13 protein-coding genes are annotated in these 13,852 nt (G+C 36.4%); 7 read left to right on the plus strand and 6 right to left on the minus strand.

Annotation, left to right across the window (positions count from 1 at the left end; genetic code table 11):
* From ODE14_RS14870 to ODE14_RS14895, 6 genes are all read right to left on the minus strand, one after another.
* Positions 1-531, minus strand: coding sequence for an SH3 domain-containing protein (locus ODE14_RS14870; RefSeq protein ID WP_263601993.1), 531 nt, complete (start codon positions 529-531; stop codon positions 1-3).
* A 7-nt stretch (positions 532-538) separates the two neighbouring features.
* Positions 539-1,609: a type I restriction endonuclease gene (locus ODE14_RS14875; protein ID WP_263601994.1), complete on the minus strand. Its 1,071-nt coding sequence runs from the start codon at positions 1,607-1,609 to the stop codon at positions 539-541.
* A gap of 10 nt (positions 1,610-1,619) precedes the next feature.
* The gene (locus tag ODE14_RS14880; protein WP_263601995.1) at positions 1,620-1,952 is read right to left on the minus strand and encodes a YegP family protein; all 333 of its coding nucleotides are present in this window, start codon (positions 1,950-1,952) and stop codon (positions 1,620-1,622) included.
* A gap of 131 nt (positions 1,953-2,083) precedes the next feature.
* Positions 2,084-2,746, minus strand: a complete 663-nt coding sequence (locus ODE14_RS14885; protein WP_263601996.1) for a DNA-binding response regulator — start codon at positions 2,744-2,746, stop codon at positions 2,084-2,086.
* A 3-nt stretch (positions 2,747-2,749) separates the two neighbouring features.
* Positions 2,750-4,402: an ATP-binding protein gene (locus tag ODE14_RS14890; RefSeq protein ID WP_263601997.1), complete on the minus strand. Its 1,653-nt coding sequence runs from the start codon at positions 4,400-4,402 to the stop codon at positions 2,750-2,752.
* A 78-nt stretch (positions 4,403-4,480) separates the two neighbouring features.
* Complete coding sequence (locus ODE14_RS14895) at positions 4,481-4,720, minus strand: hypothetical protein (RefSeq protein WP_263601998.1); 240 nt, start codon at positions 4,718-4,720, stop codon at positions 4,481-4,483.
* 393 nt (positions 4,721-5,113) lie between these two features.
* Between ODE14_RS14895 and ODE14_RS14900 the strand changes: the two genes are divergently transcribed.
* The 7 genes from ODE14_RS14900 to ODE14_RS14930 all read left to right on the plus strand — a co-directional run bounded on the left by ODE14_RS14900 (position 5,114) and on the right by ODE14_RS14930 (position 13,826).
* Entirely contained in the window at positions 5,114-5,941 is an 828-nt protein-coding gene (locus ODE14_RS14900; protein ID WP_263601999.1) for a hypothetical protein, read from the plus strand.
* A 113-nt stretch (positions 5,942-6,054) separates the two neighbouring features.
* The gene (locus ODE14_RS14905; protein ID WP_263602000.1) at positions 6,055-7,803 is read left to right on the plus strand and encodes a metallophosphoesterase family protein; all 1,749 of its coding nucleotides are present in this window, start codon (positions 6,055-6,057) and stop codon (positions 7,801-7,803) included.
* A 387-nt stretch (positions 7,804-8,190) separates the two neighbouring features.
* The gene (locus ODE14_RS14910) at positions 8,191-8,826 is read left to right on the plus strand and encodes a hypothetical protein (protein ID WP_263602001.1); all 636 of its coding nucleotides are present in this window, start codon (positions 8,191-8,193) and stop codon (positions 8,824-8,826) included.
* Between the two features lie 28 nt (positions 8,827-8,854).
* Positions 8,855-10,357 (plus strand): hypothetical protein, encoded by a 1,503-nt coding sequence (locus ODE14_RS14915; protein ID WP_263602002.1) that lies wholly within the window; start codon positions 8,855-8,857, stop codon positions 10,355-10,357.
* Between the two features lie 315 nt (positions 10,358-10,672).
* On the plus strand, positions 10,673-11,899 hold the full coding sequence (gene hflX / locus ODE14_RS14920; RefSeq protein WP_248389069.1) for a GTPase HflX: 1,227 nt from the start codon (positions 10,673-10,675) through the stop codon (positions 11,897-11,899).
* Positions 11,899-12,531, plus strand: coding sequence for a DUF4919 domain-containing protein (locus tag ODE14_RS14925; RefSeq protein ID WP_263602003.1), 633 nt, complete (start codon positions 11,899-11,901; stop codon positions 12,529-12,531). The genes hflX and ODE14_RS14925 overlap by 1 nt, the downstream gene beginning before the upstream one ends.
* A 29-nt stretch (positions 12,532-12,560) precedes the next feature.
* Positions 12,561-13,826, plus strand: a complete 1,266-nt coding sequence (locus tag ODE14_RS14930; protein ID WP_263602004.1) for a cation:proton antiporter — start codon at positions 12,561-12,563, stop codon at positions 13,824-13,826.
* The last annotated feature ends 26 nt before the right edge of the window (positions 13,827-13,852 follow it).

Consider the following 13,852-nt stretch of genomic DNA (forward strand, 5'->3'; position numbering starts at 1 on the left):
TTATTTTGTTTTTGATAATTTTACATCTTTATAATAAACAAACCCTTTCTTTCCACTCGGTTTCACCTGAACTTTGTACCATTGTCCTTGTTTTGACAGCTGAATCAGTTTGGCATTTTTAGTAACGGTGGCTACTATTTTAGATTTTGATGACGCTTTTTCATAGATGTTGACAACTCCAGTTCCTGCGAGATATCTGTTGTTGGAATTGACATTGACATTCAGTTCAACTTTTGGAACCTTATCTGAATTATTTTTTGAGGAGGTATGGTAGCTTGAAGTTTTGTGTTTTTTAGGCTTACTTTTTTTGTGAGTTCCGGAAGATGTATTTCTGCCTGAAGAGCTTCCGCTGCAGATGCCGCAGGTCCCGCCACTTCCGCAATGTCCACATCTTGAGCAGTTTGTACAGGCTGTACAATTGACCGAACCTGTGCATCTTCCGTCGTGTCCTATGCTGTCATTCGCTTTTACACAGCAATGCAATAGAAATAAACTGAATGTGAGTATGATGAAGGGTATTAGTTTTTTCATGGTTCTATTAATTATAATTTTCCAAAGTTTGATGTAACTGATTTCTGTAGTTATAAATCTCATCAAGAGTATTCAGCAAAATCTTTTCTCCTGCTTCCTTTCCGTTATGGAATGTTTCCAGATATTTGTTTGTTGTGTTGAAATGTAGCCTGCACAGTGGCTTTCGGTTGTTGTCATCCAGTAAAATCCCGAAATAGGAGAGGGTATCTCTGTACGCAATGCGCGAAGAAGGAATTTTTTCTCTTAAGATTGCTTTTACAATCTGAAAGCCTTCCAGCTCTTCTTCTGTGGTTACAATTTTAGAATCGTTATTGCTGTCAATCGGCTGGGAAGTTTTTACCTCTTCTTCTTTTTTCTCAATCTGCTCATTAATGCTCAATGCCGATTTCAAACGGAAACTGATGGATTCATTAATTGATGTCGCCAGTGCTTTTTTTGCATATTCCTTAAAAGAAACCATTCTGTTGGCGGTTAATGGTTTTTCGAAAAAACGACCGACCAAGAGTTTTACCATTTCATCGGTAGGATTTTCAATTTCTTTTTCAAATTCTTTCCTGATGGCTTTGATGTATTTTAAAGCTTCGGCAGAATCCAGAATACTTTCCAGGTTATAATCTTTTTTGGTAAACTTCTCCAGGATTTTGATGGAGCTGTCTTTCAGATCTTCAATATTAATCGTGAAAAAAGGCTTTTCATCCATGATATTGGGTTTTTCAAGATCCGTATAGAAGTTGTAAACAATTCCGTTGGTCAATACACCAAATCTTGTTTTGGAAACGTGATAATACCTGTGCAGTTGAGAATTGTGAGCGTCGGCGCTTTCTTTCCAGTGTTTGCATTCTATAATGAAAATCGGCTCATCATTGTTGCGGATTACGTAATCAACTTTTTCTCCTTTTTTGGTTCCGATATCGCACACGTGTTCGGGCATAACTTCTGTCGGATTAAAAATATCATACCCTAATATCTGTATGAAAGGCATGACGAAAGCATTTTTTGTAGCTTCTTCAGTTCCGATCTGATCTTTCAGACCGATCACTTTCTGATGAAGCTGTTCAAGTTTAATTTTAAGATCCATAGAATTAGTATTAAAGGGTTTCATCTACAATAGCTGCGGTGGGAGCATTGAATTTTACAGAAGCAATTCCGTTTTCCATTCCTGATTTCGAGGAATACAGCTGGCTTTTTCCGATAATCTCGCCATTCCTTGCTTTCAGAACAAAATAATCTTTTCCGTTCACGGCCACTCTTCGGTCATATTTGGAATCATCCTGAGAATTTACTTTTACCGATTCGATTCCTTTCTGGCAGGATGCTTTCTGAACGTAGCCTTCGCTAGTCAAAATAATTTCACCGTTTCCGGCTTTTAGGTTAAACTGATACTCTTTGTTGATTCTCTGAGTGATAATAAATTTTCCCATAATTAATTTTTAATTAATAATCCAAAATTATGAGCATTAGATCCGAAATCCTTACGGTTTTCCGTAAATGGTAAAAAAAAACCTTCCGGATTAACCGAAAGGTTTTTTTAAACTGCTTTTTTGACTGTAATTTACAAGATGCCGATATCCTTACACATGACAATCAGTTCAATATTGTTTTTGGCGCCAAGACTATCTCGAAGGTCATTTAATTTTTTTTCGATAGCGCTTCTGCTGTCCGGAGTGATGTTGTTTTTCTTAAAGTGTTCCTCAATCTCGCTTTGCTTCCAGCCTTTGGAAAGAAGTTCAAGCAAGGTGATATCGTAATCTTTAAATTCAAGAGACGTATTGCGGATAGAGTTTAAAATCTCCTGCGGAATCACCGTTTCCCCGTTAAAAACTTTTTTGATGGTATTTTTAAGATCTTTCCCATCATTTCTTGCTTTGGCCACAAAACCGTTGATTTGATAGATTTTATAAAGATCGTCGATGATCTTAGGTTTTTTTTCTATAGAAAAAGCGATAACTTTTAAATTGGGCTGAATCTTCCGTGCCTCATGAATTAATTCCTGTCCGGATTTTATTTTTTGATGAATATGATCTTTATCGAAAGACAGATCGGTGATGAAAAGATCATAAGGATTATTCTCCGCAAATGCGGTCTGAATGAGTTTTAATGCATCATCACAATAACTTACGAAATCAGAATTTTTAATGTTTAATTCCGCGAGAGTATTTATAATCCCGGAATTTCTGACCTCATGGTCTTCGGCTATTAGTGCTTTTTTAAACATAATTTAGTGTATTGGAATAGTTATTTGAATTATTAGTCCGCCTGCAGGATTTTTTTCAAAAGTAATATCTCCGCCGATGGATTCAATACGGTTTTCCGTATTATGAATTCCTGCGCCTTTATGCTGATTCAGATGATCAATTCCAACACCGTTATCTGTATATTTTATTTTTAAATGGGTATTATCTTTTTCAAATTTCAGAGATGCCAGTTTTGCGTTGCTGTGCTTTTTCATGTTCACAAGAACTTCACGCAAAATATAATAAAGCTCCAATTGAATATGGTAAGAGACATTTTCCCAGATATTTTCATTATATCCAACCGTCAAAACCTTTTGGTCCGGAGAAGAATAAGACGAAATCATTTTAACAAAACGTGACGAGAAATCTTCCTCAATGATTGTTTCATGAGAGATGTCTCTGGACTCTTCATACATTTTTTCAATATTGTTAAGGATTCTGGTTTTATCCATTTCCGGATTATTCTGTACGTCTACCATCATGTGATACAGCCCGTTCGCCACTACGTCATGAACTTTTTTAGACATTTTGAGCTGCGTGTTTTTGATTTCGAGTTCTTTTTCTTGTTTTAAACGAATCTGTCTTTTTCTGTATAGAATGATTATGAAAATAATTAAAAAGACCAGAATGGTTAAAATAAAATATTGACGCAGGATATAATTGTCTTTTTCTGCTGAATTAGCTTTTAACCTTTGATTTTCAGCATTTTTTTGTTCAACATCATAGCGTACAACCGCAAATTGATTTTTGGCTCTGCTTTTTGAAATCTGCAGACTATCATTGAGTATCTGAAATTCTTTGAAATATTTTAGATAATTTTCTTTATCAAGATAAACTATTTTTTGAAGTGCTTGTGCCTGATCCTCTTTACTGTTTTTTTGCCTTGAAACGGCAAGCATTTTTTTAGCATAATCTAAAGCCTTTTCTTTATTATTCTTATCTAAGAAATAATTAGACAATGTGGCGTAACTTGAATTTTGTCCCAAAATATCATCATTTTCTTCCCTTATTTTTAAAGCTGTATAAAGTTCGGGCAAGGGATTGTAGTTTGGGTTCTCACTATATCTTGCTTTTGCCAGATTATTTAAAGCTCTTGCATAATCTGATTTATCCTTTGTTTGGAGGGCGATTTTAAAATTATTTATTGCTTGCTTATAATCCTTTATTGTTACTAATACGTCTCCTAAATTATTATGATATACGTATTTGTTTTTAGGATAATTCACATATTTTAATGCTAGTTTATAAAATTTAATTGAGTTATCAAATTCATAAAGATATGAAGAGTTGATTCCCAGATTATTATAATTTGCGGCTAAAGACCATCTAGTTATACTATCATTAACATTTTTAAGGAATCGATTACCCTCAAGAGAAGTTTCAATACTTCCGTAATAATCACCATTATCAGCCTGAATAATCGCCATATTGACTAATGATCTTCCTACTCCTGAAGAATCTTTGATATCTAAATAGGCATTCTTTGCTAAGTTATAATAGTAGTAAGCAGAATCTCCGCTTAACGATTTAGCTTTTTTATAATAACTAATGGCAATATCATTATTCTGAATGTTTGATGTTTCCTTATTACAGGAAAACAGCAGAATCAAAAGGATGAATAAAAAATAGTTTTTCATGGTTGTCTGGTTATAGTTTTATTTTGCAAAGTAATAAAAAAGAGCAGATTAAAACAATCTGCTCCGTACCATATTTAATTATGGTTTTACAAGAGGTGGAGGAGTTTGTCCTGTATTCCCTCCTGTACTTCCGCCGTTACCCGGTCCTCCTGTTCCATCGCCTCCCGTTCCCGGATCAGTTCCTGTACCTGGGTCTGTTCCATCAGTGGGAGAATATTGCGTGATTGGTTGTTCGTTATTATCGTCGTTGCATTTTGCTGTATGGGCATTATGGTGTCCGAATGCTAAACCTAATAGCATTAATATGAATTGTAACATGTGTCAAAAAATTTAATTGTTAAAGCATTCGTGTTCTTTTCTGCGAAACTGATCGCAGACAGTGTTACACGTAAAAATTTCGAAGCGCTTCTTAAATTTTTTGGGAAGTGAACCTTCAAAAACGGAAGAGAAACATCTGCTTCCCAACCCGGAGTTTTCTTCCGTTTTATCTGGTAAATTTTGAAATCAGTTTTGAAAATCTATTTTTCTTATTTTTGTTTAATGTTGTGTTTATCAACTGATTTCTGTAGCAAAGATGCGGCAAACACAGACGCAGGTGTTAGACAAAACATGGACATCGATGGACATGTGGAGAATTAAAATCGTTACGGAATCCCGTAATGCGACATGATAAAAAATCAGCTATTTTGTAGTACCCTTAAAAAACTAATTATGTCCAAGAAAAAACTCTTATTTACTGAAGTATTTGAACAAGCCAAAAGAGAATCTGATAAAACTTCAAAAAATGGTTTGGCTATGTATTTAAAGGTACATTTAGAAACTTTCAAACTTTTCCTTGATGAGAAAACTTTTAGCAGATATTATGACTCTTTTGTTACAGGTATAAAAAATGAGACTAATCCGGATCCGGATACCTTGGATAAATTAAGCCAATATATCGGGCACAAAAATTTCGCGGAATTCTCAAGAACATTTGTGAAAAAGGAAGAGGATGCCAACAAAACCACGGTGAAAATAAGCGTTGACCATGATGAAGAATCTCTAACGGAAAAACTTTCGAAAATTATCATCAACATCACCAATGAACAGCATTTTAAAATTCCGGAATTCATTAAGAAAAATGGATTAGGGATTTTAGAGATGACTCTTTTATTAATATTTGTTACCGGAGGGGTCGTTTTTCCCAACACTAAAAGTAATTCTCAAAGTTCTGAAAGTTCCTTTTCATTATCATTCCTGGGAAAATCAGATCAGGACAAAAAATATATGTATTGGGATGGTGAAAGATATATTGCCACTGACAGTGGTAGTTTAGGTCCACAGGTTGAAGTGATTCCAATGGATAAAGAAGATTTTTTATATCTCAAAAAAATTAACAGACCCGACACACTCACAGTAGATAATGCTTTACACAAAGTCTGGTACGATAAAAGCAACAATGAAGTAGAGTTTTTTACAAGCTTTGGGAGAAATCCGGAAAACGGTAAGACCTTAAAAGAAGCAACTGAATATATCATAGAAACGTATGGAGGCGAATAATTTCTTCACAATTATTTAAAACTCCATTAAACTCCTTCCTGAAGTATTCCTTTACCTTCGTCTTTTTTAAGATGCATAAAGGAATTTTCTCGTTTTTAATATTTATTTTTTCAATGTTTTCGGCGCAGCAGAAGCCGGTGCAGATTGCCTTTCTCTCGGATATTCATTTTCAGGATCTGTACGGAAGCTTTTCCGATAACGATTTTAAAGGAATCGTCAATCCGAAAACCGGTAAGCCAACGATTCTCAGGACCATGGATGCACAGCTGCATTCTACGCGGATTTTTAACGAAAACTATTTTGCATTCCTGAAAGCTTTAGATGATATTGCCAAAAAAGGAATTAAAATTGTAGCCATGCCCGGTGATTTTTCGGACGACGGACAGGCTTATAATCTACGCGGGCTGCATAAAATTCTGGACGAATATCATGAAAAATTCGGGATCGAGTTTTACCTTACAACAGGCAACCACGATCCGGTGGGTCCGTTCCGGCAGGAAGGAAGAAAAGATGATTTTCTGGGGGAGAATGGTAATCAACTTGGTATTTATAGCAAAGAAAATATCGGAAAAACAGATCATAAAATCATCACCCGGGATATTGCAGAATCAGGCTACCTGGAAATTCTGGATGAGCTCAAAGATTTCGGGTTTTACCCTAAAAAACAGGACTTGTTCTGGAGCACACCATTTACACCATATTCTTCCAAAGACTATTCCTACGAAAAAGCCTTGCAAAATGCAGCTTATACCAAAAGGATGTACAACGTTGCACAAAATTTTTCCGTTCCTGATCTCAGTTATGTTACAGAGCCGTTAAAAGGAGTCTGGCTGATGGCCATTGATGGAAATACATATATTCCCCGGAATTTAAACGGGAGTTCGAAAGATCCGGAAAATTACAAAGGCGCAAGTATCGGTTATAATAATGTACTCACTCACAAAAAGCATCTGATTGACTGGGTCAAAAGAACAATGGCCGAGGCGAAAAAAAATGGTAAAACCGTCATTGCATTTACCCATTATCCCATGATTGATTTCAATGATGGCGCAACTCAGGAAATAAAGAGCCTGTTAGGTGAAAAAAAATGGCAGATGGAAAGGGTGCCTGATGAAGAGGTGGCGAAAGTATTTGCAGAAGCAGGTCTGCAAATTCATTTTGCAGGTCATATGCATATCAATGACACGGGAATACGGACTATTAACGGTAAAATTCTGGTAAACATTCAGGTTCCGTCACTGGCGGCTTACATTCCTGCTTATAAAATACTTACCATACATTCTCCTGGTTTAATGGAAATTCATACAGAAGTTTTAAATGATGTTCCGCGCTTTAATGAGCTATTTCCGCTGTATGAAAAAGAATACAATACTTTGCAGGAATCGGCAGATAGAACAATCTGGAATAAAGATATCCTGAAATCTGTGTCTTACCACGATTTTATGCTCTTTCATCTTAAGGAACTTGTGCGATTGAGAATGATTCCGGACGATTGGCCGAAGGACTTTATAGAAAGGACGAGAAATTTTAGCGGTAAGGATATTCTTCTGTTAATACAAAATAATGAAGACTTAAAGAAAAGTGAGATCGATACGGAAGCGTTCAGAAAATGGAAAACGGAAGATCTTCTTCTGGATTTATATAAATTTCAATCAGCAGATGAACTTGCAAAAAAAGATATGTCCCGGGAGAGGCTTCAGCAATATAAGATTCTTGAAAAAATATTTTCAATATATAAAGGCCAAAATCCCCTGCTTATAAATTTTAAAAAAATTTTTAAAATTATGTCACTTCTTTCCAGCGGAGATCCTGCAGATCATTTTGAAATCAATCTTAAAAAGAATGCTGTAATCCGCTTGTAATAAGGGAATTTGAAAATAAAAAAATCACTTTGTGTTAGAATTATTGTATGCCGTTATAATTTTATTATATTTGCACAAAGTCTTAACAGGCAATTTTAAAAACAATTAAAACACTTATGATGAAAACGTTACAGCTTCCTGTTCGATTGCTCGTACGTGCATGTTTGCACTGTATGAAAATAAATTTCTCTTCACAATCGTTAAACTTCAGAGATCCATTATTGATAACATAATTTATACATCAGTATAAAAAGATAAGTTTCAAATAATTCTTAAGATATTGATCATGCTCGATCTATAAACATGGATTTGGTTCTTCCCTTTGTGTTAAAATTATCATTTATACTTTAATATTAATTAAAAACCTTTTTATAAACACAACAAGACATGAAAAAAATTATGATTTTGGCTGGTTTTTTATTCAGCCTTTCAATTTGTGCACAGGTAGGTATTAATAATACTTCTCCCCAGGCAACCTTGGATATTACGGCAAAAGCTACCGATGGGAGCAGCCCGCAGGGAATTATTGCCCCACGGTTAACGGGAGACCAGATCCAGGCGGGAGATGGCCAGTATAAAGCAGCACAGACAGGTGCTATTATTTATGCTACTGCGGCAGTTACCACGCCAAGTGCCAAAACAGCAAATATCTCTTCGCAAGGATATTATTATTTTGATGGCAGCGTCTGGCAAAAAATAGGGGTAGATGCATCCAACATAGCAAGCAGTAGTCTTATAAAAAGAGTAGGATCTTCTTATACCACTCTTATTCCTTCAGACCTTACAAAATCTATAAACACTCTTTCGCTTACTACCTCGCCGCCACCAACAACTGAATTTAATCTTTCACCTCTTACTGCAGCAGACAGAGGAAAGATTCTTTATATACAAAATAATTGCGGAAGTAATATTTTAATAAAATATACAGATGATGATCTTGTGCAGACAAACTATACGCTACCAAATACCCGTGGAGCAGTATTTATCTGGAGTGACAACGGCTGGTTAAGAGGTTCTTATTAAATTAATTACATTATTAAAAAACAAAAGAATGAAAAAAATAGTTATATTCACGACGGCTTTTCTTACGATTGCTATAAAATCACAGATTCTTACCAACAGTATTCCGGTACCGAGCATTACTAATTCAAATGTAATTCTGGACGCAAGCACTAATTACAGTGCGCAGGCAGGAGAAAATAATAATAAACACAAGGGAATTGTAATTCCCAGTGTGGATCTTATTAATTTTGAGTTTGATCTTTCGCAGGCCAACGGAGTTACCTTTCGTACTTATTTTGACGGAATGATTGTTTATAATCGTTCTACTGGTACAACGCTTACAATGGGTAACCGCCCCTCTACATCTACTACTGTTTCCCCAGGCTTTTATTATTTTTACAACCCTAATGGTGCTATAAATAAGAACATAAAAGGAGGACAATGGAGGCCTATGGGAAATGCAGGTACAGATACAACCAATGACGCATGGGTAAACGATACTGCTACCAACAGCGTAAAACTGGCATCCAATGCTGACGGAACGGCCAGAGCCGCGGGAACAGATTTTGTTGCCAAAGATAACGGATCGGTAGGAATAGGAACCGATACGCCCAACAACAGTGCGTTGCTGGATCTCACAGCTTCCAATAAAGGAATACTTGTTCCGAGAGTGGCCCTTACAAGCGTTAATGATCAGGTTACGATTCCTTCTCCGGCCATTGGATTAATGGTTTACAATACCGGTGAGGGTTCACTTACTTATAAGGGATTTGTATTCTGGAACGGTACAGAATGGAGATCCTTAAATAATGATACTACAGTAGCTCCTTCCGTTGCTGCACTAAACTGTAGCGGAGCAAGTATATTTCCATTAACTTTTGTTTCAGGTGTAGCTTATAGCGGAACATTAACGGTGCCTTATTCAGGAGGGAATGGTGGGTCATATACTGCTGTGCCTTCTTTTACACAAAATGGACTTACTTTCACATTAAATCCCGGAAGCTTAAATTATGGAAACGGAACTATTTCATATTCTGTGTCCGGGGTTCCCAATTTTACTTCACCAACAAGCATTCCTGTTCCTATCTCTTTTCTCGGAACAAACTGTAGCGTTTCTATAGGGCAAAATAGTAACTTTTCGAATCTAATTTATGTACGTAAAACCGTACCGATTAATGCAAGTACACCTACCACTTCTATTACAACAATTGGGAATATTTCTGTAAGGTATAATGGAACGGGCTCGGTAGCAACCCCACAATTCCGAATTAATGGTTTTAGTGACCGGGCTTCTGTCTGGATGCAAAAAGCAGGAACAGGAGACAATGATTCTGCTTCTTTTGCATTAAGAGATGCTAAAGCTGATGTCTGGACAAACTTTTCAGATAATTTCAATCCAGGAAACAGAGATTCTGCGGTCAATTACATAAGTCTTTTTGGCCGTAATGAAATCTACAGAGTTTCGTTTGTAGGATATCCTTCGTTTTCGGCTTCCGGAGATTTCCCTGCTGTCACTTCAAGCATTACCATATTTATTGAAAAATTAGAATAAGAGTAAAATGGCATAAAATTCATGGTTAAAGCTTTAAATTAAGCGGATTGTTAATTATTTAATCAATTTCTAAGAATATTTAAATTATTAACGTAACCTTGATAATTCTGATCATCTGGTTTGCAGAAATCTAAAACTCTAAGTATTTAACACACTTTCAGGTGACAATTGAGCAGGCTGTCCAAAAACAGCCTGCTCTTATTATTATAATTGAATTAAATTATACGAATCAGCAATAAATACCACGAAAATTCATCTTGGTTTTTTTAACTAAAAATGGTATCTTGTAAATCTCACAAATACAGACAGAATTTAATGCTAGAAAAGAAAGAACACAATTACGAGAAAGCCGTATTGGTAGGTGTTGTTACGCAGCATCAGGATGAGGATAAACTTCAGGAATACATGGATGAGCTGGAGTTTTTGGCGTATACCGCAGGAGCTACTGTAGACAGACGCTTTACCCAAAAATTAACGCAGCCGGATTCCAAAACATTTATAGGAAGCGGCAAAGCTCAGGAAATCAGAGATTATGTAAAAGAACATGAAATAGGAACCGTCATCTTTGATGATGAACTTTCTCCATCACAGCTTAAAAACCTGGAAAGGGAGATGGAAGTAAAAATCTTGGACAGAACCAATCTGATTCTTGATATTTTTGCCCAACGAGCGACCACATCATACGCAAGAACTCAGGTAGAGTTAGCACAATACCAATACCTTTTGCCACGATTAACCAGGATGTGGACCCACCTTGAACGTCAGAAAGGGGGAATTGGGATGAGAGGTCCGGGAGAAACAGAGATTGAAACCGACAGACGGATTATCCGGGACAGAATTTCCTTGTTAAAAGATAAGCTGAAAACCATCGATAAGCAGATGGCAACCCAAAGAAATAACAGGGGAAAGGTAGTGCGCGTAGCATTGGTAGGATATACCAACGTAGGAAAATCAACTTTGATGAATGCGCTTTCAAAATCCGAGGTTTTTGCTGAAAATAAATTATTTGCCACACTGGATACTACCGTAAGGAAAGTTGTAATCGGGAATCTTCCGTTTTTGCTTACCGATACCGTAGGGTTTATCAGGAAACTTCCGACACAACTTGTTGAATCGTTCAAATCAACGCTGGATGAAGTGCGTGAAGCAGATCTTCTGATTCATGTGGTAGATATTTCTCATGAAAGCTTTGAAGATCATATTGATTCCGTGAATCAGATTTTAATGGAAATCAATGCACATCAAAAACCGATGATCATGATTTTTAACAAGATCGATGATTTTAGCTATGAGAAAAAAGATGAGGACGACCTTACTCCTTCCACAAGAAAAAATATTTCCCTGGAAGAATGGAAAAACACATGGATGGCAAAATCAAAATATCCTACCGTATTTATTTCGGCGCTTACAAAAGAGAATTTCCCTGAAATGAAAAAGATGATCTATGATGAGGTCATGAAAATCCATATATCTAGGTTTCCATACAATGATTTCCTTTTCGAATATTTTGATAACGACGAGGAAGAAAATAATCCTGAATAATGATAAAACATCACCTTTTGCTATTATGCCTGCTGTTTTCGGTTTTCAGCTTTGGACAGAAAACAGCAATTGATCTGAAAACGATCGGGAAAGATCTTAAAAATGAAAAGTCTACATACAATTATGAGAAGCTGATTTTCAAGTATAAAGCCTATCCTAAATCTCTCGATACGATAGAATCGCAGCACCTGTATTACGGAAGAAATTTCGGAAGTAATCTTGTTTCCACTACAGAAGAAGATTTTAAAGCTCTTGCGGAAGCCTTTAAAAACGGAGATTTTGATGAATGTATAAAAAAGGGAAAAGTCCTTTATGAAAGAGATCCTACCAATCTTGATGTTCTCCTGATCTTATTGAGGGCGTATGATTCTAAAAAAGACGGAAACAATTTTATGCATCATCTCAGTCAGTTTCGTACGCTTACGGATGCAATCAGAAGTTCCGGTAACGGGAAATCTGAAAAAACGGCATATCTGGTCAATTCAGTGGGGGATGAATATATCCTGCTAAATATTCTGAATCTCGGCCAGGATTATACGAGGGTCTCAAAACCAGGAAAAGGTGGAATGTTCGACATCTGGAGTAAGGGCGACAATGCCGTTTACATAAAGGTCCTTTATATTGATTTCTAACAAAAAATTTAAATTAAAATAACAGCTTAGTGGAGTTATATTATTCATTTTCAGCTTTAATCGTTTTAGCATCTATTTTTGCATACCTTAATTACAGGTTCCTTAAACTTCCGAGTACTATCGGAATTATGGTAATCGCTATTGTAGTCTCCATATTTTTGGTTTCTTTCGGGGAAACTGTGCTGCCCAGAACTTTCGGGCATCTTCATAATCTGATGAGCAGCATCGATTTTACAGAAGTGCTCATGGGAGCCATGTTGAATTTCCTTCTTTTTGCAGGGGGAATCCATATCAACATAGACGATCTTAAAGAACAGCTGCGCCCTGTGCTTATATTTTCGACATTAGGCGTGGTTATATCTACATTTGTAGTAGGCTTTGGGATGTTCTATATTCTTCCGTTTCTGGGGATAGAGCTTCCGTTCATTTACTGCCTGCTTTTTGGAGCGCTTATTTCACCCACCGATCCTGTAGCGGTTTTGAGTATCCTGAAACAAGCCAATGTGTCAAAATCTCTCGAAACGAAAGTAGCAGGAGAATCTTTATTTAATGATGGTATGGCTGTTGTCGTTTTTACGGTCGTTCTGCAGCTGGCCATCGGGAATGAAGTAGATCTTGGTGTAGAAAGTATCGGGCTGCTTTTACTTAAAGAAGCCGGAGGCGGATTATTGCTGGGTGTGATACTGGGATGGGTAACTTCCCGACTTATGCGTGAAGTGGATGATTATATTATTTCCGTACTGGTAACTCTTTCTGTCGTGATGGGTGGATATCTCATCGCCCGGCAGATGCATATTTCAGGACCTTTAACAATGGTTGCTGCGGGATTATTTATGGGTAATTTTAATGTTAAATTTAAAATGAAATCCATTACCCAGGATTATCTAATCAAATTTTGGGAATTAATTGATGAAATCCTGAACGCTGTGTTGTTCCTTTTTATAGGATTTGAACTATTGGTAATCAAAGATTTAAGTCATTTTATGATTCCGGGAATTGCAGCTATTGTTGTTGTATTAATAGCAAGACTCGTTTCCATTTATGGACCGACAAAATTTATGAAAAGAACTTTTAGTCCGCAAACCGTAAAAGTTTTGGTGTGGGGAGGAATCAGGGGTGGAGTTTCCATCGCTTTGGCACTTTCCATTCCGAAGAATGATTACAGTACTGCTGTTTTAAGTATTACATATTGTGTGGTCGTTTTTTCTATTGTTGTTCAGGGACTTACTATTGGTAAAGTTGCAAATCCGAACAAAATTGCCAAAGAAGAGGAAGAGCTTAAAAGTATTACTTAAATAACCAGAGCTAGATAATTGTTATT

The sequence above is a fragment of the Chryseobacterium sp. PET-29 genome, assembly GCF_025736815.1.
Classification (GTDB): domain Bacteria; phylum Bacteroidota; class Bacteroidia; order Flavobacteriales; family Weeksellaceae; genus Chryseobacterium; species Chryseobacterium nepalense.